Origin of the sequence: Burkholderia crassaminum, assembly GCF_964265005.1 — a bacterium.
Taxonomy (GTDB): Bacteria; Pseudomonadota; Gammaproteobacteria; order Burkholderiales; family Burkholderiaceae; genus Burkholderia.
The window spans coordinates 3,605,877-3,628,010 of record NZ_OZ183799.1 but is presented as its reverse complement, the minus strand read 5'-3'; the positions used below and the strand labels follow the sequence as shown (position 1 = coordinate 3,628,010).

The following is a 22,134-nucleotide window of genomic DNA, read 5'->3' as shown; positions in this document are numbered from 1 at the left end:
GGCCGCGCCACTCCACACCGCACGATGCGGCCGTGTGCGCCATGCGCAGTCGAAAAAAAACGGCGCCGGGGCGCCGTTTTTCTTTCTGCGTTGCGTGCCGCGCGGTCAGCTCTTCATCAGCCGCCGCTGCCGCCCGACGCTCATGATCATCCCGATCGCGATGCCGAGCGTCGTGAGCGCCGTGCCGCCATAACTCATGAACGGTAGCGGCACGCCGACGACCGGCAGCACGCCGCTCACCATCCCGATGTTGACGAACGCATAGACGAAGAACGCGAGCGTGAGCGAGCCCGCGAGCAGGCGGCCGAACAGCGTCGCGCCCTGCGCGGCGATATAGAGCCCGCGCGCGATCAGCGCCATGTACAGCGTCAGCAGCACGAGCCCGCCGACGAGCCCCCATTCCTCGGAGAACACCGCGAAGATGAAGTCGGTGTGCTTCTCCGGAATGAACTCGAGGTGCGCCTGCGTGCCTTTCAGGTAGCCCTTGCCGAGCACGCCGCCCGAGCCGATCGCGATCACGGCCTGGATCGTGTGGAAGCCCTTGCCGAGCGGGTCGGAGGTCGGGTCGAGCAGCGTGCACACACGGTGCTTCTGGTAATCGTGCATCAGCGGCCACTGCACTTCGGGCTGGCAGATGCGCTCTTCGAACACGGCGATCGAGCCGACCGCGATCACGCCTGCGACGAGCACCGGCACGATCAACTTGAACGACAGGCCGGCGAGGTAGATCACGAAGAAGCCAGCTGCGAATACGAGCAGGCCGGTGCCGAGGTCGGGCTGCTTTGCGATCAGCCCGACCGGTACCAGCAGGATCCCGAACGCGGCGATGAAGTCGTACCAGCGCAGCCCGCCTTCGCGGCGCTGGTAGTACCACGCGAGCATCAGCGGTGTCGCGATCTTGAGGATTTCCGACGGCTGGATCACGACGCCGACGTTCAGCCAGCGCTTCGCGCCTTTCTTGGTCATCCCGAACAGTGCGACCGCGACCAATAGCGCGACCCCGAACGTGTAGAGCGGGACCGCGAAGCGCATCAGCGTCGTGGGCGGGATGTTGGCGATCACCCACATCAGCACGAACGTCAGCAGGATGTTGCGCAACTGGTCCTCGACGCGGCCCGGCATGTCGATCGCCGCGCTGTACAGCGTGACGATGCCGACGCACAGCAGCAGGAACACGATGAGGGCGAGCGGGCGGTCGAAGCCCGCGAACATCTGCTTGATCTTGTCGAGCCAGGCGCGCTTGTCGAATTGCATGCCTTTCTCCGTTAATGAGCGGTGCCGGCGTCCGCCGCCTTCGCGGGGGCGGTCGCACGGTGGTTGTCGTCGCGCGGCGTGGCGACGAGCGGCTGCGCGTCGCTGGCGGGCCGGCGTGGCCGGTGCGGGCGCCGGATCGGAGGCAGGCTCGCGGCCCTCGGCGCGGCGGCGCTGGCCGACGGGGCGGCGCCCGCGACGGCGGCGGCCGACGCTTCGGAGGCCGCCGCGGCCGAAGCCGCTTCCGCCGCGCTGGCCGGGGTCGGCACGACCGGTTGCGGCAGCGCCGTGAAACCGGCCGCGACGGCAGCAGGCCTGTTCGCGTCGCCGATCACCGGCGCGTTGACGGGTTCGGTTGCCGACGCCGCGGCAGCCACGGCCGCAGCCTCGTTCTGCGGGTTCTGGCGGTCGACGAGGTAGAAGTCGAGCACGCGGCGCGCGATCGGGCCGGCGGCCTGCGCACCCCAGCCGCCGTTTTCGACGACCAGCGCGACGGCGATCTGCGGATGGTCGACCGGCGCGTACGCGATGAACAGCGCGTGGTCGCGCAGGTGCTCGGCAAGCAGGTGGCCCTTGTAGTTGGAGCCTTGCAGCGAAAACACCTGCGCGGTGCCGGTCTTGCCGGCAGCGAGGTACGGCGCGCCGCGGAACACCTTGTACGCGGTGCCGGACGGGTTCTCGATCACGTTCTCCATCCCGCGCTTCACGACGTCGATGTCGGCCTGCTTGAGCGGGATCACTTCGCTTTCCTTCGGCACGGTCAGGCGGCGCCCGCGCGAAATCGGATCCTCGATTTCCTTCACGAGGTGGGGTTTCATCACGACGCCGTTGTTCGCGAGCGTCGCGGTTGCGTGCGCGAGCTGCAGGATCGTGAACGAGTTGTAGCCCTGGCCGATCCCGAGGCTGATCGTCTCGCCGTCGAACCACTTCTGCTGCGCGGCCTTCTTGAACGCCTTCTTCTTCCAGTCGGTCGACGGCAGGATCCCGCGCGCCTCGCCCTGGATGTCGATCCCGGTGATCTGGCCGAAGCCGAACGGCTTCATGAAGTTCGCGATCGAGTTCACGCCGAGGTCGCGCGCGAGCATGTAGAAGTAGGTGTCGTTCGACACCATGATCGCCTTGTTCATGTCGACCCAGCCCTGGCCCGAGCGCACGTCGTTGCGGAACGTGTGGCCGCCGAACGTGAAGTAGCCGGGATCCTGGAAGCCCCAGCCCGGCGTGCGCTTGCCGAGCGTCAGGCCGGCGAGGGCCATGAACGGCTTGTACGTCGAGCCGGGCGGGTAGGTGCCGTGCAGCGGGCGGTTCAGGAGTGGCTTGTCGGTCGAGCTGTTCAGCTCGTCCCAGGTCTGCTGGTCGATGCCGTCGACGAACGAGTTCGGGTCGAAGCTCGGCGACGACACGAACGCGAGCACGTCGCCCGTCTTCGGCTCGATCGCGACCAGCGCGCCACGCTTGCCGGCGAACGCCTGCTCGGCGACCTGCTGCAGCCCGATGTCGAGCGACAACACGAGGTTGTTGCCGGGCGTCGCCTGCGTGCGCGACAGCGTGCGCACGGGCCGGCCACCGGCCGTCACCTCGACTTCCTCGAAGCCCGTCAGCCCGTGCAACTCGGTCTCGTAGCTCTGCTCGACGCCGATCTTGCCGATGTAGTCGGTGCCCTTGTAGTTGTTCGCGTCGCGGCGCGGATCGTAGTTTTCCTGGTCGCTGTCGTTGTCGTCGCTCATCGCGTCGATGCGATCCTGGTCGCGCTTCGAGATCCGGCCGATGTAGCCGATCACGTGCGCGGCCGTGGTGCCGAGCGGATATTGGCGGAACAGCCGCGCGCGCACGTCGACGCCGGGGAAGCGGAAGCGCTGCGCGGTGAAGCGCGCGACTTCCGCGTCGGTGAGCCGCGTGCGGATCGGCAGGCTCTCGAAGTTCTTCGAGTCTTCCTGCAGCTTCTTGAAGCGGCGGCGGTCGCGTGCGTCGATCGGGATGATCTCGGACAGCTTGTCGATCGTGTTGTCGAGCGTGTCGTCGAGCTTCGACGGCGTGATCTCGAGCGTATAGGCCGAGTAGTTCTTCGCGAGGATCACGCCGTTGCGGTCGGTGATGATCCCGCGGTTCGGCACGATCGGCGCGACCGAGATGCGGTTTTCCTCGGCCTGCAGCGCGTATTTGCCATGCTGCATCAACTGCAGGTAGAAGAAGCGGCTCGCGAGCAGCCCGAAGCAGACGAACACGAAGATGCCCGCTGCCGCGACGCGCAAGCGGAACTTCGAGAGCTGCTGTTGGGTGTCGTTGAATTCGGTCATGCGGTTACGATCGATCTGGCCCGCGCACGGCGTGCGGGTGCGGGCGAGGTGCCGCCCCGGAGCGCGGCGCGCAGGCGTGGGGGCGGCGGGTATTCAAGGCGGGCCCTGGGCTCAGATGGGGCGCGTATCGTCCGGATCGACCGGGCGGCGTTGCGGCATCAACAGCAGGTGGCTCGCGATCGGCCACAGCGCGGCCTCGACGAAGCCGTCGACCAGGTAGCGCCAGCCCGGGAACGCGGCGCCCATCACGAGGCGGATCACGAACGGGACGAGCTGCGCGACGACCAGCAGCGGCGTGACGTACAGCACCTGCACGCCGATCGGCATCCACAGCACGCGACGGTGGATCGTGATCGCGCCGTACGACAGCAGCGTATACGCGAGCGCATGCTCGCCGAGCAGCCCCGCGTCATGCACGTCCATCAGGATGCCGAGCGCGAACGCGACGCCCATCCCGACCTTGCGCGGCTGGTGGATGTTCCAGAACAGCACCACGAGCGCGACGAAGTCGGGAACGCCGGGCAGGCGGCCCCACGGCATCAGGTTCAGCAGGAACGCGGCGGCGAGGCTGAAGACGATGAAGTACGGATTGACCGGCTGCAGGATGTATTGCGGGCGATTCATCGCTGGGCTCCTGGTTGCCCGGCCGCGGGCTTCGCGGGCGCGGCGGCGGGCTTGGCCGGAGCGGCAGGCGCCGGCTTGGCGCCGGGCTGGGCCGCGGCGGCCGGCTTCGCACTTGCGTCAGCCTTGTCGGCCTTCTCGCCCTTCGCGGCGGCTTTCGCGCCTTTCTTGCCCTTCGCGTTCTTGTCGGCGGCCGGATCGGGCTCGGCCGGGCGCGGCGGGATGTCGTTCTGGTAATGCAGCACGAGCATCTGGCGCGCGCCGCGCACGGCGGCGATCGGCGCGCAAGTCACGCGCGCGAACGCCGTATCGGCGAGCTTGTCGACCCGTGCGACCTTCGCGACCGGCAGGCCGGGCGGATAGACGCCGTCGAGGCCGCTCGTGACGAGCTCGTCGCCGACGACGAGATCCGCGCTCGTCGGCACGAAGCGCAGGTCGAGCGAATCGCCCTTCGGCGTGCCGTAGATCACGCTGCGCAGGCCGGTGCGCAGCACCTGCACGGGAATCGCGAGATCGCGGTCGGTGATCAGCGTGACTTCGGCCTGCAGCGGGAACACGCGCGTGACCTGGCCGATCACGCCGTCCTCGCTGACGACGGGCGAGCCGCCCTGGATGCCCTGCTGCGAACCTTGCCCGATCACGATCTTCTGCGTGAACGGATCGCTCGTGTCGTACTGGATCTCGACCGGCGTCGATTGCGTCGCGATGTGCTGGCGCAGCTCGAGCACCGCACGCAGATGCGCGTTTTCCTGCGAGAGCACGGCGGCCTGGTTGGCCTGCGTGGACAGCTGCAGGTTGCGCTTGCGGAGATCGTCGTTCTCGTGGCGCAGCGACGCGCCGGTGACGGCGATGTCGGCCGCGCCCATGAACAGGTCGCGCGGCACGAGCGCGGCGCGCTGCAGCGGATAGAGCACGGTGCCGAGCACGCCGCGAACGATTTCGAGCGTGCTGAAGCGCGCGTCCGACACGAGGAGCGCGATGGCGAGGGCAACGAAGAAGATGAGCCGCGCGAGCGCGGGCGGACCTTGCTTGAAGAGGGGCGGCGGACTGTATTCCATGGTCGGCGCCGGGCGCGTGTGATCGGTTAAATGATGCTCAGACGCGCAAACGGCGCGGCGGTTCGTTCTAAACGAGCGATCCGGCCACGCCGCGGGTGCGTCATATCAACGAAACAGCTTAGACGATCACTCGTACGAGAAGATGCTGCCCAGCTTGTCCATGCGCTCGAGCGCCATGCCCGAACCGCGTACGACGCAGGTGAGCGGATCTTCCGCGACGAGCACCGGCAGGCCGGTTTCTTCCGCCAGCAGGCGATCGAGGTCGCGCAGCAGCGCACCGCCGCCCGTCAGCATCATCCCGCGTTCGGCGATGTCGGCGCCGAGTTCCGGCGGCGTCTGTTCGAGCGCGATCTTCACCGACGACACGATCTGGTTCAGCGGATCGGTCAGCGCTTCGAGGATTTCGTTGCTGGAGATCGTGAAGCTGCGCGGAATGCCTTCCGACAGGTTGCGGCCCTTCACTTCCATTTCCTTGACTTCGGAACCCGGGAACGCGGAGCCGATTTCCTTCTTGATCGCCTCGGCGGTTTGCTCGCCGATCAGCATCCCGTAGTTGCGGCGGATGTAGTTGACGATCGCCTCGTCGAACTTGTCGCCGCCGACGCGGACCGAACCCTTGTACACGATGCCGCCGAGCGAGATCACGCCGACTTCGGTCGTGCCGCCGCCGATGTCGACGACCATCGAGCCGGTGGCTTCCGACACCGGCAGGCCCGCGCCGATCGCGGCCGCCATCGGCTCCTCGATCAGGTAGACCTGCGACGCGCCGGCACCGTGCGCGGCTTCCTTGATCGCGCGGCGCTCGACCTGGGTCGAGCCGCACGGCACGCAGATGATGATGCGCGGCGACGGCGAGAACATGCGCGACTCGTGGGCCGTCTTGATGAACTGCTTGATCATCTGCTCGGTGACGGTGAAGTCGGCGATCACGCCGTCCTTCATCGGGCGGATCGCCTCGATGTTGCCCGGCACCTTGCCGAGCATCTGCTTGGCTTCCTTGCCGACCGCCTGGATCGTCTTCTTGCCGTTGGGGCCGCCTTCCTGGCGGATCGACACGACGGACGGCTCATCGAGCACGATGCCCTTGCCGCGCATGTAGATCAGGGTGTTTGCGGTGCCGAGGTCGATCGCGAGATCGTTGGAGAAGTAGCTGCGCAAAAAACCGAACATTCAGAATCCTGTTTCGCTCTGGGCCGGCCCTGCATAGCGAGCGCTGAGGGCGGCAGCGGAAAAAATAACAGCCTCGGGAAGCGTGGCGGAAGCGGCCGCCGCGGCGCACGAAGCTGCGAGTGATGTCTACCGGGGATCGCACGATGCACGCACGGCTTGCCGAAGCGAGGCGAAACGGTGCGGGAAAAGGCTGCCGGGTTTGGGTCGAACGCGTAATGATACCTTATAATTTCACGGTATTTGAATCGAAACGGGCGGTATTTTTGCCGCTTCGGTCCCGATTTTTGAGGGTGGGATCGCACCCTCCAACCCCCCGCCGCAGTGCTGCTTTTGATGCGCTGCGCAGCCTTGTTTTTCCGGTGATCGCATGGCCCTGACCCTGACCGATGTGAAACGCATCGCGCACCTGGCGCGACTCGAAATGGCCGACGCCGACGCCGAGCACATGCTCGGCCAGCTCAATGAACTCTTCGGCCTCGTCGAGCAGATGCAGGCGGTCGACACCGCCGGCATCGCGCCGCTCGCCCACCCGATCGAACAGATCCAGGAAGTCGCGCAGCGCCTGCGCGACGACGCCGTGACGGAAGTCGTCAATCGCGACGACAACCAGCGTCCGGCGCCGGCCGTCCAGGACGGCCTCTATCTCGTGCCGAAGGTGATCGAGTAAGCATTCGATGACAAGCGCGCCGCCGCGTTCGCGCCGCGCGCCACCCAGAATTCCCAGGAAAACCACTCAATGCACGCAAAAAGCCTGACCGAACTGCGCGCCGCGCTCGCCGCCAAGGAATGCTCGGCCGTCGAGCTCGCGCAGCACTACCTGAAACGGATCGATGCCGCGCGCGACCTGAACGCGTTCGTCCACGTCGATGCCGATCTGACCCTCGCGCAGGCGAAAGCTGCCGACGCGGAGCTCGCGCGCGGCGCGGGCGGCGCGCTCACCGGCCTGCCGATCGCGCACAAGGATGTGTTCGTCACGCGCGGCTGGCACTCGACCGCCGGCTCGAAGATGCTCGCGAATTACGAGAGCCCGTTCGACGCGACCGTCGTCGCCCGCCTGCAGGCGGCCGGCATGGTCACGCTCGGCAAGACCAACATGGACGAGTTCGCGATGGGCTCGTCGAACGAGAATTCGGCGTTCGGCGCGGTAAAGAACCCGTGGGACACGAACGCGGTGCCGGGCGGCAGCTCGGGCGGCAGCTCGGCCGCCGTCGCCGCGCGCCTCGCGCCGGCCGCGACCGGCACCGACACCGGCGGCTCGATCCGCCAGCCTGCGTCGTTTGCGGGCGTGACGGGCATCAAGCCGACCTACGGCCGCGTGTCGCGCTACGGGATGATCGCGTTCGCGTCGTCGCTCGACCAGGGCGGCCCGATGGCGCAGAGCGCGTCCGACTGCGCGCTGCTGCTGAATGCGATGGCCGGCTTCGACGAGCGCGACTCGACGAGCCTCGAGCGCGACGATGAAGATTTCACGCGCCACCTCGGCCAGCCGTGGGCAGCCGGCAACGACGCGGGCAAGCCGCTCGCGGGCCTGCGCATCGGCTTGCCGAACGAGTATTTCGGCGACGGCCTCGCCGACGACGTGCGCGCGACGATCGACGCGGCACTCAAGCAGTATGAAGCGCTCGGCGCGACGCTCGTGCCGGTGTCGCTGCCGAAGACGGAACTGTCGATCCCCGTGTACTACGTGATCGCGCCGGCGGAAGCATCGTCGAACCTGTCGCGTTTCGACGGCGTGCGCTTCGGCCACCGCGCCGCGCAGTACGGCGACCTGCTCGACATGTACAAGAAGTCGCGCGCGGAAGGCTTTGGCCCCGAGGTGAAGCGCCGGATTCTGGTCGGCGCGTACGTGCTGTCGCACGGCTACTACGACGCGTACTACCTGCAGGCGCAGAAGATCCGCCGCATCATCGCGAACGATTTCCAGGAAGCGTTCAAGTCCTGCGACGTGATCATGGGCCCGGCGTCGCCGACGGTCGCATGGGATCTCGGTTCGAAGGGCGACGATCCGGTGCAGATGTATCTCGCGGATATCTACACGCTGTCGGTGAGCCTCGCCGGCCTGCCCGGCATGAGCGTGCCGTGCGGTTTCGGCGCGGGTGCGAACGCGAAGCGCCCGGTCGGCCTGCAGATCATCGGCAACTATTTCAACGAAGCCCGGATGCTGCAGGTCGCCGACGCGTTCCAGCGCGCGACCGACTGGCACAAGCAAGTTCCGGCGGGGGTGGAGAATGAGCCCCCACGCTCACTTTGTTCGCTGCCCCCCGAGGGGGCGCATGCCTCCCTTGAGGCGGCTCGGCGGGAGGCATGAATATGGCTACTCAATGGGAAGTCGTTATCGGTCTCGAGACGCACGCGCAACTGTCGACCGTCTCGAAGATTTTCTCGGGCGCGCCGACGCAGTTCGGCGCCGAGCCGAACACGCAGGCGTGCCCGGTCGACCTGGCGCTGCCGGGCGTGCTGCCGGTGCTGAACCGTGGCGCGGTCGAGCGGGCGATCCGCTTCGGCCTTGCGATCGGCTCGACCATCGCGCCGCGCAGCATCTTCGCGCGCAAGAATTATTTCTACCCCGATCTGCCGAAGGGCTATCAGATCAGCCAGTACGAGATTCCGGTCGTCCAGGGCGGCCAGATCACGATCCAGGTGCCCGCCAACGAAAAGGCCGGCAAGGCAGCGTACGAGAAGACGGTCAACCTGACCCGCGCGCACCTCGAGGAAGACGCCGGCAAGTCGCTGCATGAAGACTTCGCCGGAATGACGGGGATCGACCTGAACCGCGCAGGCACGCCGCTGCTCGAGATCGTCACCGAGCCGGAAATGCGCAGTGCGGCCGAGGCGGTTGCCTACGCGAAGGCGCTGCACGGGCTCGTCGTGTGGCTCGGCATCTGCGACGGCAACATGCAGGAAGGCTCGTTCCGCTGCGACGCGAACGTGTCGGTGCGCCCGGTCGGCCAGGAGAAGTTCGGCACGCGCGCGGAAATCAAGAACCTGAACTCGTTCCGGTTCCTCGAGGAAGCGATCAATTTCGAAGTGCGTCGCCAGATCGAGCTGATCGAGGACGGCGGCGAAGTCGTGCAGGAAACCCGCCTCTACGATCCGGACAAGCGCGAGACGCGTTCGATGCGCAGCAAGGAAGACGCGCACGACTACCGCTACTTCCCCGACCCCGACCTGATGCCGCTCGTGATCGGCCAGGACTGGATCGAGCGCGTGCAGTCCGGCATGCCCGAGCTGCCGGCCGCGATCCAGCAGCGCTTCGTCGACGAGTACGGCGTGTCCGCGTATGACGCGGGCGTGCTGACGTCGAGCAAGGCGATGGCCGCGTACTTCGAAGCCGTGGTCGCGAAGGCCGGCGCGGCGAACGCGAAGATCGCCGCGAACTGGCTGATGGGCGACGTATCGTCGCAGCTGAACCGCGACGGCATCGAGATCGACGCGATCCCGGTGTCGGCCGCGCAGCTCGCGCTGTTGCTGCAGCGCATCGCCGACGGCACGATCTCGAACAAGATCGCGAAGGAAATCTTCGCGACGATCTGGGACGAGAAGGCCGACGACGAAGGCGCGGCCGACCGCATCATCGACGCGAAAGGCCTGAAGCAGATCTCCGACACCGGCGCGCTGGAAGCGATCATCGACGAGGTGCTCGCGGCGAACGCGAAGTCGGTCGAGGAATTCCGCGCGGGCAAGGAGAAGGCCTTCAACGCGCTGATCGGCCAGGCGATGAAGGCAACGAAGGGCAAGGCCAATCCGCAGCAGGTCAACGAACTGCTGAAGAAGAAGCTCGGCTGAGCATGAGCGCGCGTTTGAACCGCGCTTGACGACGGGCCGCCCCGAACCAGTTCGGCGCGGCCCGTTGTGTTTGGTGGATGCGTTATCGTATGCATCACAGCGTCCAACGGAGGAACGAATGGCGAAACAACCCGCGCTCGACGATTTCCGCGTGCCTTACAGCACGCGTGAGAAGGAAGCCGCAGCATTCAAGCTCGATGCGTTCGACCCGGCCGCGAAGCCGTTCTCGTCCGGTTCGAAGGACGACGACCGCGAACGGCTGTCGGCCGTGTCGACCGAGCTCGACGTGCAGCAGGAGCGCCTGCACACGCAGCAGAAGAAGCGCGTACTGCTCGTGCTGCAGGGGATGGATACCAGCGGCAAGGACGGCACCGTGCGCGCGGTGTTCCGCGAGGTCGATCCGCTCGGCCTGCGCGTCGTGCCGTTCAAGGCGCCGACGCCGATCGAGGCCGCGCACGACTTCCTGTGGCGCGTGCATGCGCAGGTGCCGGCCGCGGGCGAGCTCGCGATCTTCAACCGCAGCCACTACGAAGACGTGCTCGTGCCGCGCGTGCTCGACCTGATCGACGCGAAGGAATGCGAGCGCCGCTACCGGCAGATCCGCGATTTCGAGACGATGCTGGTCGAGAACGGCACGACGATCATCAAGTGCTTCCTGCACATCTCGAAGGACGAGCAGCGCGAGCGGCTGCAGGCGCGCATCGACGATCCGACCAAGCACTGGAAGTTCGACATCTCCGACCTCGACGCGCGCAAGCACTGGGACGCATACCAGTCCGCCTATCGCGACGCGCTCGCCGCAACGTCCGCCGAGCATGCGCCGTGGTACGTGATCCCGGCAAACTCGAAGACGCACCGCAACGTGATGATCGCCGAGCTGCTGCTGCGCACGATGACCGACATGAAGCTGGAATTCCCGCCGCCGAAGCCCGAGCTCGAAGGCGTGAAGATCCGTTAAGCTGCCCCCCTGTAAAACATCGAACTGAACGGAATCCGACATGATGCGAGTGATTACCGCCAACCTGAACGGCATCCGCTCCGCCGCGAAGAAGGGCTTCTTCGAATGGCTCGGCGAACAGAACGCCGATTGCGTGTGCGTGCAGGAAATCAAGGTCTCGGCCGACGACCTGCCGGCCGAATTCGTCGAGCCGCACGGCTTCAAGAGCTATTTCCACCACGCCGAGAAGAAGGGCTACAGTGGCGCGGGCGTGTACAGTCGCCGCGAGCCCGATGACGTGATCATCGGTTTCGGCAGCAGCGAATTCGATACCGAAGGTCGCTATGTCGAGGCGCGCTACGGCAAGCTGTCGGTCGTGTCGGTGTACGTGCCGTCCGGCTCGAGCGGCGAAGAACGTCAGCAGGCGAAGTACCGTTTCATGGACGAGTTCATGCCGCACCTCGCTCAGCTCAAGAAGAAGCGCGAGGTGATCCTGTGCGGCGACGTGAACATCGTCCACAAGGAAATCGACATCAAGAACTGGAAGAGCAACCAGAAGAACTCGGGCTGCCTGCCGGAGGAGCGCGAGTGGCTCACGAAGCTGTTCGACGATGTCGGCTATGTCGACGTGTTCCGCACGCTCGACCCGCGCGCCGAGCAGTACACGTGGTGGAGCAACCGCGGCCAGGCGTATGCGAAGAACGTCGGGTGGCGGATCGACTACCAGATCGCGACGCCGGGCGTGGCCGGCACCGCGAAAAGCACGTCGATCTTCAAGGACATCAAGTTCAGCGATCACGCGCCGTTGACGATCGATTACGACTACAAGAAGTGACCGCCTGCGCGACGCCGCGCGCGTAGCAGTCGAACCCTCCGGTCGCCGGATGCAGAACGGGCCGCATGTCGAACATGCGGCCCGTTCCGTTTGGGGCGGCGAGCGTGCGAGCCGCCCGGCGGCGCTTACTGCTTGATCGAGGCCATGTCGATCACGAACCGGTACTTCACGTCGCTCTTCAGCATCCGCTCGTAAGCGGCATTGATCTGCTGCATCGGGATCGTCTCGATATCCGACGTGATCCCGTGCTCCGCGCAGAAATCGAGCATTTCTTGCGTTTCCGCGATCCCGCCGATTAGCGAGCCCGCGAGGCGGCGGCGCTTGAAGATCAGGTTGAACACCTGCGGCGACGGATGGTCGTGCTCCGGCGCGCCGACGAGCGTCATCGTGCCGTCGCGCTTCAGCAGGTGCAGGAACGGGTTCAGGTCGTGCTGCGCGGCGACCGTGTTCAGGATGAAGTCGAAGCTGTTCAGGTGCGCGTTCATCTGCGCCTCGTCCTTCGAGATCACCACTTCGTGCGCGCCGACGCGCTTGCCGTCCTCGATCTTCGACGGCGACGTCGTGAACAGCACGACGTGCGCACCCATCGCGCGCGCCAGCTTCACGCCCATGTGGCCGAGGCCGCCGAGGCCGACGATGCCGACCTTCTTGCCGGGGCCGACGTTCCACTGCCGCAGCGGCGAGTAGGTCGTGATCCCCGCGCACAGGAGCGGCGCGGCGCCGGCCGGGTCGAGCGTCTCGGGCACGCGCAGCACGAATGCCTCGTCGACGACGAGCTGCGTCGAGTAGCCGCCGAACGTGACGTCGCCCGTCACGCGATCCTGGCCGTTGTAGGTGCCGACGAAGCCGTTCTCGCAATACTGCTCGAGGCCGTCGGCGCAGCTCGGGCAGGTGCGGCACGAATCGACGAGGCAGCCGACGCCGACCAGCTCGCCGACCTTGAAGCGCGAGACCTGCGGGCCGGTCGCGGTCACGCGGCCGACGATTTCATGGCCCGGCACGACCGGGTAGATCGTGTTGCGCCATTCGTTGCGCGCCTGGTGCAGGTCCGAGTGGCAGACGCCGCAGTAGAGGACGTCGATCTGGACGTCGAGATCGCGCAGCGCGCGACGCTGGAATTCGAACGGGGCGAGCGGCGACTGCGAATCGGTTGCCGCGTAAGCGTAGGTGGTGCTCATGCAGGGGGGCTCCTTGTCCGGGAAAAACTTCCGGCGAAACGAACTGCCGTCGCACCATGTGGCGATGCGGCGAGGCAGGACGTCATCGTAAGGAGCACGGCGCCGCAGCGAAATACACGAAGGTCTGGAAGATTTGCCTATTCCTCTTGAACTGCACGCGAACAACCGTCAAAACGCACGCAAGGTGCTACATTGCGAGCCAGATTCTCTTGCCGGACAGGAACACGCCGATGAGCTTCGAGCCCCTTTTCGCCGACACGGGCGACCGCGTGCAGCGCCGCATGATCGAGCTGCACACGCGCCTCGCGCCGAACGATGGCGAGACGCTCGCGGCGCTCGACGGCGTGCGCTTCATCCGTGTAACCCGTCCCGCGCCGCGCCTGCCCGTGCTGTACGAACCGAGCATCATCGTCGTGTGCCAGGGGCGCAAGCTCGGCTATCTCGGCGACCGCTCGTTCGTGTACGACGCGCAGCAGTACCTGGTGTTGTCGGTACCGCTGCCGTTCGAGTGCGAGACCTTCGCGAGCATGGACGAGCCGTTTCTCGCGATCTCGATCCGCGTCGATCTCGCGGTGATCGCCGAGCTCGCGATCCTGCTCGACGAGACGCTCGGCGCGGCCGCGAGCGAGCCGCTCGGTGTCTATTCGACGCCGCTCGACGCGCCGCTGGCCGACGCGGTCGTGCGGTTGCTCGAAGCGCTGGCTTCGCCGCACGACACGCGCGTGCTGGGGCCGGCGATCATGCGCGAGATCGCGTATCGCGTGCTGACGGGCACGCAGGGTGACGCGATCCGCGCGGCGCTCGTGCAGCAGCATCACTTCGGCCGCATCGCGAAGGCGCTGCGGCGCATCCATGCGGAGTTGGCGGCCGACCTCGACGTCGAGACGCTCGCGCGCGAAGCCGGGATGAGCCTCGCGGTGTTCCACGCGCAGTTCAAGCACGTGACGGCAACGTCGCCGATGCAGTACGTGAAGGCCGCGCGGCTACACCAGGCGCGGCTGATGATGGTGCAGGACGGGGTTGGCGCCGGCACGGCGGCCGCGCGCGTCGGCTACGCGAGCGCGTCGCAGTTCAGCCGCGAGTTCAAGCGGCTGTTCGGTCGCAGCCCGGGTGACGAGGTGCGCTGGATGCGCGAAAGCGGGGTCCGGCCGGTCGCGGCGGGCGTGAATGCGTAGGGCGGTGTAGCGATCGGCGGCGCTCAGCGGTTAGCGCTCAGCGCCGCACGACTTTGCGCCGCTGCGCGTGGATCTCCGCGTAGTCGGGCAGCGTGTCGACGCGCTTGTACGGACGCGTAGCGTCCGGCGTCAACCGGCGCGCCGCACGACCTTGCGCCGCTGCGCGCTGATGCCCGCGTAGTCGGGCAGCGTATCGACGTGCTTGCCGATCGCCTTCGCGTACAGCGGCATCAGGTCCGGCAGCCGGTTCAACAGATCCTGGCGCCGCGCGGTGCTGTACGGGTGCGTGTAGATGAAGCCCGTTGCCTTGTTCGCGCGTGTCGCGACCGCGAGCTTGTCCCACAGCGTGATCGCCGCGCGCGGATCGAAGCCCGCGCGTGCGGCGATGTCGCCGCCGATGACGTCGGCTTCGGTCTCGTCGGTCGGGTCGTAGTGGAGCGACTGCAGGCGCTCGCCGAGGTTCAGCGCCTGCGGCAGCGGATCGCCGACGCCGAACAGCGGCGGCAGCGCGGCGGCGCGCAGCGAAGTTTGCGATGCCGCGCTGAAGTTGCTGCGCGCATGTTCGCGCAGCGCGTGCGCGATGCCGTGCGCGACCAGCACGCCGAGCTCGTCGTCGTTCAGCCGGATGCGGTCGAGCAGGCCGCCGTACACGAGCACCTTGCCGCCCGGCAGGCAGGTCAGCCGGATGTCGCGCGAGCGAATCACGTTCACGTCCCACGCCCAGTTCTTCACGCGATCGTTCCACTTCACCGAATACGGCGCGAGCTTCGCGACGATCGCGCGCAGGCGCTTCACGCGCGGCTGGTTCGCGGGCAGCAGGCGGTTGCTGTCGGCGGCCGCCTGTACGATCTGCGCGTATTCGTTCGCGGTGAGCTGCTCGAGCAGCGGCGACGGCAACAGCGTGCGGAATGCGATCGCATTGCCGTAGCGGACCTGTGGCGTCGTCGGCGCATAAGCCTTCGTCGACGCGGCGGCGCCGGTCGGCTGCGCGGGTTCGGCGGCGGCCGGTTGGGCGGGGACGGCGGAGGTCGACGTTGCAGGCGGTGAAGCCGGTGCAGCGGCCGGCGCGGAGCCCGCGGCGGTTGCTGCGGTTGCTGCGGGCGCACCGGTGTCGGCCGCATGGGCGAACCCCGCGGCGAGCGCTGCAGCACCGACGCTCCACGAAGCCGCAACGCGTGCGAGGCGGTGCAGGCGCTCACTGCGCACGGCTGGCCTCGCCGTTGCGTGCGGTGCCGTTCCACGGCGCGATCTTGAACAGCAGCAGCATGCCGGGAATCGCGAGCGCGGTGCACGCGATGAAGTAGTCGAACCAGCCGATCTTCGCGACGATGAAGCCGCTCGCGGCCGACGCGAGCGTGCGCGGCACCGACGCGAGGCTCGTGAACAGCGCGAACTGCGTGGCCGTATAGCGCGGGTCGGTCGTGCTGGCGATGTACGCGACAAACGCGGCCATCGTCAGGCCGGTCGTGAAGGTTTCGAAACCGTAGACGAGTGCGAGCGCGACGGTCATCGGGCTCAGATGCGGCGTGACCTCGAAGCCGAAGATCGACAGGAACGACGCGAGCGCGTGGCTTGCCGTGACCGTGAATTCGTAGAGTACCGCGAGCACCGGCGAGCTGGGGCCGACCTGCGCAAGCCACGCGAAGCCGAGCGTCGACACCATCTGCAGCGCGCCGAAGACCCACAGCCCGCGGCCGATGCCGATCTTCACGAGCCAGATGCCGCCGATGATGCCGCCGGCGACGCTCGCGACGAGTGCGGTGGTTTTCGCGACGATGCCGATCTCGGTGCGCGAGAAGCCGATGTCGAGGAAGAACGACGTCGACAGCGTGGTGGCCATCGTGTCGCCGATCTTGAACAGGAAGATGAACGCGATGACGAGCAGCGCGCCGGCCCAGCCGTCGCGCTGGATGAATTCGCGGAACGGCAGCACGATCGCGTCGCGCAGGTTGCGCGGCGGTGCGCCGACCACTTCGGGCTCGCGCACCAGCAGCGTCATCAGGATGCCCGGCAGCATGAACGCGCCGGTGAGCGCGAACACGGCGTCCCACGGCATGTGGTCGGACAGGATCAGTGCGAGCGAGCCGGGAATCAGCGCGGCGAGCTTGTACGCGTTCACGTGCACCGCGTTGCCGAGGCCCTGCTCGGTGTCGCGCAGCAGCTCGCGGCGATACGCGTCGATCACGATATCGGAGCTCGCGCCGAAGAATGCGACGAGCGTGGTGAGCGCGGCAACCGTCCAGATCGAGTCGCGCGGCGACACGAAGCCGAGCGCGGCGATCGCGCCCGCGACCAGCACCTGCGTGAGCAGCATCCAGCCGCGCCGGCGGCCCGGCCGCCAGCCGGGCAGGCGCGGGATGTAGCGGTCCATCAGCGGCGCCCACAGGAACTTCCACGTATACGGGAACTGGATCAGCGCGAACAGGCCGATTTCCTTCAGGTTCACGCCTTCCGAGCGCAGCCATGCCTGCACGAGGTAGACGAGCGTGAACAGGGGCAGGCCCGACGTGAAGCCCAGGAACACGCAGATCAGCATGTGCGTGTTCAGATAGGCTCGCCAGCCGGGGTGCTCCTCGTGAGCGGTGAGTGCGGGCGCCTCGTGTGGCGTTTTCGACATGGACAGAAACTGGGTAGCGTTGACTGATTGCGGCGGCAGCGCAGGCGGTGGCGCGGGTAGCACAGGAGCGCGGCCGCGCGTGCGTGCGGGCCGTCGGCGTTCGTCAACGGCCTCCCGGCTCAGCTGCGCTTGACGCGATAGACAGCAAGACTACCACGCCAGTTCGCTCCCCATCGAATCGGCTGGCCTTCGTGCAGCACGACGCGGTCGAGGATCGTGACGCCGACTTCGGGCGCGAGCGCCTCGAAATCCTCGATCGTCAGCACCCGCACGTTCGGCGTGTTGTGCCACTGGTACGGCAGCGATTTCGACACGGGCATCCGGCCGTGCAGCACCGACAGCCGGTGCGACCAATAGCCGAAGTTCGGGAACGACACGATGCACTCGCGGCCGACGCGCGCCGTTTCGCGCAGGATCGCGGCCGTCTGGTGAATCGTCTGCAAGGTTTGCGACAGGATCGCGATGTCGAAGCTGTGGTCTTCGAACAGCCGCAGGCCGTCCTCGAGATTCTGCTGAATCACGTTGATGCCGTTCTTCGCGCTCGCGAGCACGCCCGCATCGTTCAGTTCGATGCCGTAACCGGTGACATCCAGTTCTTCCATCAGCAGCGCGAGCAGCGAGCCGTCGCCGCAGCCGAGGTCGAGCACGGTCGAGCGCGGCTCGACCCAGCGCGCGATCGTGCGGAAGTCCGCGCGCGCGGACAGGGAATTCAGCGCTTGCTGGTTCATGCACCCACCTCGTTGGCGATTCGTTCGTAATACGCGCGGATCAGGTTGTGATAGCGCGCGTCGTCGAGCAGGAACGCGTCGTGACCGTGCGGTGCGTCGATTTCCGCGTAGCTGACCGTGCGCTTGTTGTCGAGCAGCGCCTTCACGATCTCGCGCGAGCGTGCCGGCGCGAAACGCCAGTCGGTCGAGAAGCTCGCGATCAGGTATTTCGCCTGCGTCTGTGCGAGCGCGGCCGTCAGGTTGCCGTCGAATGCCTTCGCCGGGTCGAAGTAGTCGAGCGCGCGCGTGATCAGCAGGTAGGTGTTCGCATCGAAGTAGTCGGCGAACTTGTCGCCCTGGTAGCGCAGGTACGACTCGACTTCGAACTCGACGTCGAAGCTGAAGTTGTACGCGTCGAGCGCGCCGTCGGCGCGGCGCAGCGCACGGCCGAATTTCTCGGCCATGTCGTCGTCGGACAGGTACGTGATGTGGCCGATCATCCGCGCGACGCGCAGGCCGCGCTTCGGTTTCACGTCGTGCGCGTAGTAGTCGCCGCCGTGGAAATCGGGATCGGACAGGATCGCCGAGCGCGCGACCTCGTTGAACGCGATGTTCTGCGCGGACAGCTTCGGCGTCGACGCGATGTCGATGCAGTGCGCGACGCGCTCCGGATACATCAGGCTCCATGCGAGCGCCTGCATCCCGCCGAGGCTGCCGCCCATCACCGCGGCGAAGCGCTCGATGCCGAACGCGTCGGCGACGCGCGCCTGCGCGTGCACCCAGTCCTCGACGGTGACGACCGGGTAGCGTGCGCCGTACGGCTTGCCGGTCGACGGATCGATGCTCATCGGGCCGGTCGAGCCGAAACACGAGCCGAGGTTGTTCACGCCGATCACGAAGAAGCGGTTGGTGTCGAGCGGCTTGCCGGGGCCGACCATGTTGTCCCACCAGCCGGTGCTGCGCGGATCGTCCGCGTAGACGCCGGCGACGTGATGCGACGCGTTGAGCGCGTGGCAGACGAGCACCGCGTTCGAGCGCGCGGCGTTGAGCTCGCCGTACGTCTCGACGACGAGCTGATAGTTGCCGATCACGCTGCCGCTTTGCAAGCGCAGCGGTTCGGCGAAGTGCATGGTCTGTGGAGCGACGATGCCGATCGATTCCATTCGTTCCGCCTTATGCCTTGTGACTGGGCGGCTAAATGGTGTCGGCGAGGCGCGGAGTCGGAGATGCGCGGCTGACGACCTCTTTAGCCGCATTTGTAGTGAACCGCCGGGGCAAGACGAATCAAGGCCCGGCCGGTTCGCGCGCCCGCAATCGAGTCAGCAAATCGGCGCGCTTCCGGCCTGCCGCCAAGGGGGCGGCAAGTCGGCAAAGTATAGCGGAAATTGCGGAGGGCGGATTCGGGGGCGCTCGGGGAGGCGTCGGATCGGCCCCGCGGACGTGCAGGAGACCGGTCGGCCCTTCCGCACGGAGCAGGAGGCGCCGGCCGTGCGACGTCACCAGCGGTACTTCGCCGCCAGCTCGCCCTTGACGACCGCATAGTCGGACAGGTTCGCCTCCAGCCCTAAGCCGGCCGATATCACGAAGCGCTTCGACAATTGCCCCGTCGCACCGACCCGGAACGCCGCGCGATCGCGCGGCACGCTGAACGAGAACGCGTTGCGGTCGAGCGTCAGCGACCGCGATCCGGGGCCGTGCCACCAGTTCGCCTCGATGAACGGCCGCAGCTCGCGCCCGGACGGCATCGCGGTTACGCCATGCACGCGCACGCCGAGACGGGTCAGCACGTCGGTCGAGCCTTGCCCGTCGAGGCGGCCGCCCGGTGCATCGTGCGCCGCCGCGCGATAGTCGGACACGACGAGTTGCGCCTCGGGTTCGATGAAGAACCGCGTATCGCCGCGCTCATAGAAGCGGATCGAATAGCCGGTCTCGACCGATCCCGTCACGGTGCGCGAGCGGTACGAATCGCCGGCGAGGCTGCCGCCGACGCTGTTCGCGTACGCACCGTACATGAACCACGCATCGACGTAGGGCCCGGACAGGAGGTCGCGATTGCCGTACCAGGTGCCGTACAGCCCGACGTTGTAACCCGCGACGCTGCCGCGCGCGGTGGCATCCGACATGCGCTGTTCGACCGCGTTCCATAGCGGGCGGGTCGACCAGCTCGTCTGGCTGCCGTACATGCCCATTGCGCCGATCCGGAAGCGGCCGCCGCGGCCGTCGTCGAAACGGAACAGGTCGGCGCCCGCGTGGATCAGGCGGCCGTTGCCCGACACGCTGCGGTTGCCGCCTGACATCGACGTGAACTGGCCTTCGGCGCGCAGCCAGACGGCGCCGTTGAGCGAAGGCGTCGCGCCGGGAGCCTCGCGCAGCGAACGGTCCTCGCGCTGATGCAGCGTATGGATCGCCATTGTCACGGCCGCATCGGCGTTGGCCAGGTACGCATCGGGTTCGGGCGCGGCAGCGCGCGGCGGGACCGGTGGGACGGTTTCCGGACTGACGGGCGGGTCGGGATCGGTGGGACCGGGCGCGGGTGCCGGCGGCGCGGGTTTGGCGGCCGAGACGAGGTACCAGTTCTCCTCGTGGCCGCCGGTGCCGCCGCGCTTGAGCATGTAGTCGTATCCGCCCGCCGACAGCGTGCCGAAGCCGTTCCGGTAGCCGTCCGATGCGGTGTCGAGCGCGAATGCCGACGCGTCGGTCGTCCCGCCGTGACGTGTCTCGACGATCGGGATGCCGAGTGTCGTCTGCGCGCCGTTGCCGCCCGCGCGCTTCACGACGATTCCCGTGTTGCCCGACGCATGACCGCCGTCGATCACGAGCCGGTCGGTGGGCGACGCGTCGTCCTGCAGCATCGTATGGATGACGAGCCGGCCATTGCGGGCCGCGTAGTCGCCGTTGACGACGAGTGTGCGCGGCGCGGGCGGTGTGCCGGTGTCCGGCGCGGCGAATGCGATCGTCGAGTCGTTCAATGCGATGGAGCCGGCCGACGAATCGGCGGTGACGGTCCAGCGGCTGCCCGTGTCGAGCGACAGCGTGCGCACCGCGTCCGTTGCGCCGGTCCAGACGGACGCGCCGGACAGTGCGACATCGGTTACGGCGGATGTCGCGCTGCCGTCGTCGGTCGGCTGGTTCACGATGTCGCCCGCCGCTTGCGCGCCGGTGTCGAGCGTCAGGCGCACGGGCGCGCCCGACTGGGCACCGACCGACAGCAGCGTGCCGGTGCCGCTGGCGGCGCGGGCGCCGTTCTGCAGCGTGATGTCGGCGTCGGACGCGTCGATGGCCGCATGCCGTTCGCTGAAGAGCGAACCGCCGTCGGCCGTCAGCCTGCCGCCGTGGACGCTCGCGGCAGGCGCGGCGTCGCCGGTCGCGCGGGCGTCGGTGCGCAGCAGGTCGATGCTGCCGCCGGCGCTTGCATAGAGCGCTGCGGCCTCGTTGCCGCGCGTCTCGACGGTTGCGTCGACGAGCGACACAACCGACCCCGCGCCGGCGGACATTGCACCGCGCGCGCGCTCGCCGGTCGTGACGATGCCGCCGCGTGTCATCGTGACCCGGCCGCCGAGCCGGGCCAGTACGCCGATCGAACGGGCGCCGGTGGTGGCCACCTGCGTATCGATCGCGTCGATGGTCGGTATGTCGGTGTATTCCTTCGACGCATACAGCCCGTGTGCGCTGCGGCCGTGCGTGACGACTTGCGTGCGAGCGAGCTCGACGCGCCCTTCGCGGGTGTCCACGCCGAGAGCGTAATCGCCACCGGTTTCGAGGCGGCTGTCGGCGAACGAGACAGCCGATGCGCCGGGCAGGTACAGCGCCGACGCGTAGTCCCCGTCCGTCCGGATATCCGAGCGATTCAACGTCGCACGGACGCCCTCGTAACTGATGCCCAGGCCATAGGCAAACAGGCCGCTGGTGCGAATCAGCGTATCGGCGACGTCGATGACGCCGCCCGGCACGTAGTTCACCGAAATGCCATACGCTTCCTTGCCCCGCGTGACGATGACGCTGTCGGCGATGCGAAGCCGGCTGCCGGCGCTGTCGACGGACACGCCGTGCGCATAGTCGCCGTCGGTATCGATCGAGATGCGTTCTGCGGTCGCGCTGCCGCCGTATCGGAGGTCGATGCCGGCACTGGAGTCGCCGCGGGTGCGGATTTCCGTATCGCTCAGCCTGACGCTCGAGCCGGGGCCTAGGGCAGTCGCGCCCGCCGCGAGATTGGCGGTGGAGAACACGCGTGTCTTGCCGGTCGTCACCAGCGTGCCGCCGTTGACGGCGGAAAGCACGGCCTCGCCCAATTGCGTCGTCGAGTATTCGCCCGGCGCGATTTCAAGCACGACGCCGTCCGCCTGTTGCGGCCCGCCGTTGGTCACTTGCGCGGCCGACGGCCATGGCACTGCCGCCCCCGCAAGCAATGCCGAATGGGCCAGACGTCGGGCGGCCCTCATCTGGGAATGTCGGAATCTGCGATTCACCATCTCACCTGAATTTATCTGCGACAGATAAATTTAACT

17 protein-coding genes are annotated in these 22,134 nt (G+C 67.3%); 6 read left to right on the top strand and 11 right to left on the bottom strand.

Annotated features, from left to right (window positions below; all coding sequences use genetic code 11):
- Window positions 1–105: 105 nt before the first annotated feature.
- The 5 genes from rodA to ACPTTF_RS16830 form a co-directional block, all read right to left on the bottom strand.
- A complete protein-coding gene (gene rodA, locus ACPTTF_RS16850; RefSeq protein WP_039353786.1) occupies window positions 106–1,254 on the bottom strand; it encodes a rod shape-determining protein RodA in 1,149 nt (382 codons plus the stop codon).
- Window positions 1,255–1,265: 11 nt separating this feature from the next.
- A complete protein-coding gene (gene mrdA, locus ACPTTF_RS16845; protein ID WP_166962403.1) occupies window positions 1,266–3,545 on the bottom strand; it encodes a penicillin-binding protein 2 in 2,280 nt (759 codons plus the stop codon).
- 111 nt (window positions 3,546–3,656) lie between these two features.
- Window positions 3,657–4,169, bottom strand: coding sequence for a rod shape-determining protein MreD (gene mreD, locus ACPTTF_RS16840; RefSeq protein ID WP_166962406.1), 513 nt, complete (start codon window positions 4,167–4,169; stop codon window positions 3,657–3,659).
- Entirely contained in the window at window positions 4,166–5,224 is a 1,059-nt protein-coding gene (gene mreC, locus ACPTTF_RS16835; protein ID WP_166962409.1) for a rod shape-determining protein MreC, read from the bottom strand. Before mreC ends, mreD begins: the two co-directional genes overlap by 4 nt.
- A 126-nt stretch (window positions 5,225–5,350) precedes the next feature.
- Window positions 5,351–6,394 (bottom strand): rod shape-determining protein, encoded by a 1,044-nt coding sequence (locus tag ACPTTF_RS16830; protein WP_004189550.1) that lies wholly within the window; start codon window positions 6,392–6,394, stop codon window positions 5,351–5,353.
- A 367-nt stretch (window positions 6,395–6,761) separates the two neighbouring features.
- On the opposite strand from ACPTTF_RS16830, the gene gatC reads away from it, so the two are divergent.
- The 5 genes from gatC to ACPTTF_RS16805 all read left to right on the top strand — a co-directional run bounded on the left by gatC (window position 6,762) and on the right by ACPTTF_RS16805 (window position 11,952).
- A complete protein-coding gene (gene gatC, locus ACPTTF_RS16825; protein ID WP_039353798.1) occupies window positions 6,762–7,061 on the top strand; it encodes an Asp-tRNA(Asn)/Glu-tRNA(Gln) amidotransferase subunit GatC in 300 nt (99 codons plus the stop codon).
- A gap of 69 nt (window positions 7,062–7,130) precedes the next feature.
- Window positions 7,131–8,702, top strand: coding sequence for an Asp-tRNA(Asn)/Glu-tRNA(Gln) amidotransferase subunit GatA (gatA, locus tag ACPTTF_RS16820; protein ID WP_423371796.1), 1,572 nt, complete (start codon window positions 7,131–7,133; stop codon window positions 8,700–8,702).
- A gap of 2 nt (window positions 8,703–8,704) precedes the next feature.
- Complete coding sequence (gene gatB / locus ACPTTF_RS16815) at window positions 8,705–10,180, top strand: Asp-tRNA(Asn)/Glu-tRNA(Gln) amidotransferase subunit GatB (RefSeq protein WP_423371900.1); 1,476 nt, start codon at window positions 8,705–8,707, stop codon at window positions 10,178–10,180.
- A 118-nt stretch (window positions 10,181–10,298) separates the two neighbouring features.
- Window positions 10,299–11,138, top strand: a complete 840-nt coding sequence (locus ACPTTF_RS16810) for a polyphosphate kinase 2 family protein (protein ID WP_166962418.1) — start codon at window positions 10,299–10,301, stop codon at window positions 11,136–11,138.
- Window positions 11,139–11,178: 40 nt separating this feature from the next.
- Window positions 11,179–11,952: an exodeoxyribonuclease III gene (locus tag ACPTTF_RS16805; protein ID WP_166962419.1), complete on the top strand. Its 774-nt coding sequence runs from the start codon at window positions 11,179–11,181 to the stop codon at window positions 11,950–11,952.
- 125 nt (window positions 11,953–12,077) lie between these two features.
- On the opposite strand, the gene ACPTTF_RS16800 is transcribed toward ACPTTF_RS16805, so the two are convergent.
- The gene (locus ACPTTF_RS16800; RefSeq protein ID WP_166962422.1) at window positions 12,078–13,130 is read right to left on the bottom strand and encodes an NAD(P)-dependent alcohol dehydrogenase; all 1,053 of its coding nucleotides are present in this window, start codon (window positions 13,128–13,130) and stop codon (window positions 12,078–12,080) included.
- Window positions 13,131–13,360: 230 nt separating this feature from the next.
- On the opposite strand from ACPTTF_RS16800, the gene ACPTTF_RS16795 reads away from it, so the two are divergent.
- Window positions 13,361–14,305, top strand: coding sequence for an AraC family transcriptional regulator N-terminal domain-containing protein (locus ACPTTF_RS16795; protein WP_423371795.1), 945 nt, complete (start codon window positions 13,361–13,363; stop codon window positions 14,303–14,305).
- 129 nt (window positions 14,306–14,434) lie between these two features.
- Here ACPTTF_RS16795 and ACPTTF_RS16790 read toward each other — a convergent pair whose 3' ends face one another.
- From ACPTTF_RS16790 to ACPTTF_RS16770, 5 genes are all read right to left on the bottom strand, one after another.
- The gene (locus ACPTTF_RS16790) at window positions 14,435–15,511 is read right to left on the bottom strand and encodes a M48 family metallopeptidase (RefSeq protein WP_423371794.1); all 1,077 of its coding nucleotides are present in this window, start codon (window positions 15,509–15,511) and stop codon (window positions 14,435–14,437) included.
- Window positions 15,501–16,922 (bottom strand): AmpG family muropeptide MFS transporter, encoded by a 1,422-nt coding sequence (locus tag ACPTTF_RS16785; protein ID WP_166962430.1) that lies wholly within the window; start codon window positions 16,920–16,922, stop codon window positions 15,501–15,503. Before ACPTTF_RS16785 ends, ACPTTF_RS16790 begins: the two co-directional genes overlap by 11 nt.
- 119 nt (window positions 16,923–17,041) lie before the next feature.
- Window positions 17,042–17,650: a methionine biosynthesis protein MetW gene (gene metW / locus ACPTTF_RS16780; RefSeq protein WP_166962431.1), complete on the bottom strand. Its 609-nt coding sequence runs from the start codon at window positions 17,648–17,650 to the stop codon at window positions 17,042–17,044.
- Entirely contained in the window at window positions 17,647–18,792 is a 1,146-nt protein-coding gene (gene metX, locus ACPTTF_RS16775; RefSeq protein WP_423371793.1) for a homoserine O-succinyltransferase MetX, read from the bottom strand. The genes metW and metX overlap by 4 nt, the downstream gene beginning before the upstream one ends.
- Window positions 18,793–19,125: 333 nt before the next feature.
- Window positions 19,126–22,068, bottom strand: coding sequence for an autotransporter outer membrane beta-barrel domain-containing protein (locus ACPTTF_RS16770; RefSeq protein WP_423371792.1), 2,943 nt, complete (start codon window positions 22,066–22,068; stop codon window positions 19,126–19,128).
- Between the last annotated feature and the right edge of the window lie 66 nt (window positions 22,069–22,134).

Excerpts from the sequence above, each read along its gene's own strand:
- rodA (WP_039353786.1), bottom strand. The coding sequence starts at position 1,254 with ATGCAATTCGACAAGCGCGCCTGGCTCGACAAGATCAAGCAGATGTTC.
- mrdA (WP_166962403.1), bottom strand. The coding sequence starts at position 3,545 with ATGACCGAATTCAACGACACCCAACAGCAGCTCTCGAAGTTCCGCTTG.
- mreD (WP_166962406.1), bottom strand. The coding sequence starts at position 4,169 with ATGAATCGCCCGCAATACATCCTGCAGCCGGTCAATCCGTACTTCATC.
- mreC (WP_166962409.1), bottom strand. The coding sequence starts at position 5,224 with ATGGAATACAGTCCGCCGCCCCTCTTCAAGCAAGGTCCGCCCGCGCTC.
- ACPTTF_RS16830 (WP_004189550.1), bottom strand. The coding sequence starts at position 6,394 with ATGTTCGGTTTTTTGCGCAGCTACTTCTCCAACGATCTCGCGATCGAC.
- gatC (WP_039353798.1), top strand. The coding sequence starts at position 6,762 with ATGGCCCTGACCCTGACCGATGTGAAACGCATCGCGCACCTGGCGCGA.
- gatA (WP_423371796.1), top strand. The coding sequence starts at position 7,131 with ATGCACGCAAAAAGCCTGACCGAACTGCGCGCCGCGCTCGCCGCCAAG.
- gatB (WP_423371900.1), top strand. The coding sequence starts at position 8,705 with ATGGCTACTCAATGGGAAGTCGTTATCGGTCTCGAGACGCACGCGCAA.
- ACPTTF_RS16810 (WP_166962418.1), top strand. The coding sequence starts at position 10,299 with ATGGCGAAACAACCCGCGCTCGACGATTTCCGCGTGCCTTACAGCACG.
- ACPTTF_RS16805 (WP_166962419.1), top strand. The coding sequence starts at position 11,179 with ATGATGCGAGTGATTACCGCCAACCTGAACGGCATCCGCTCCGCCGCG.
- ACPTTF_RS16800 (WP_166962422.1), bottom strand. The coding sequence starts at position 13,130 with ATGAGCACCACCTACGCTTACGCGGCAACCGATTCGCAGTCGCCGCTC.
- ACPTTF_RS16795 (WP_423371795.1), top strand. The coding sequence starts at position 13,361 with ATGAGCTTCGAGCCCCTTTTCGCCGACACGGGCGACCGCGTGCAGCGC.
- ACPTTF_RS16785 (WP_166962430.1), bottom strand. The coding sequence starts at position 16,922 with ATGTCGAAAACGCCACACGAGGCGCCCGCACTCACCGCTCACGAGGAG.
- metW (WP_166962431.1), bottom strand. The coding sequence starts at position 17,650 with ATGAACCAGCAAGCGCTGAATTCCCTGTCCGCGCGCGCGGACTTCCGC.
- metX (WP_423371793.1), bottom strand. The coding sequence starts at position 18,792 with ATGGAATCGATCGGCATCGTCGCTCCACAGACCATGCACTTCGCCGAA.
- ACPTTF_RS16770 (WP_423371792.1), bottom strand. The coding sequence starts at position 22,068 with ATGAGGGCCGCCCGACGTCTGGCCCATTCGGCATTGCTTGCGGGGGCG.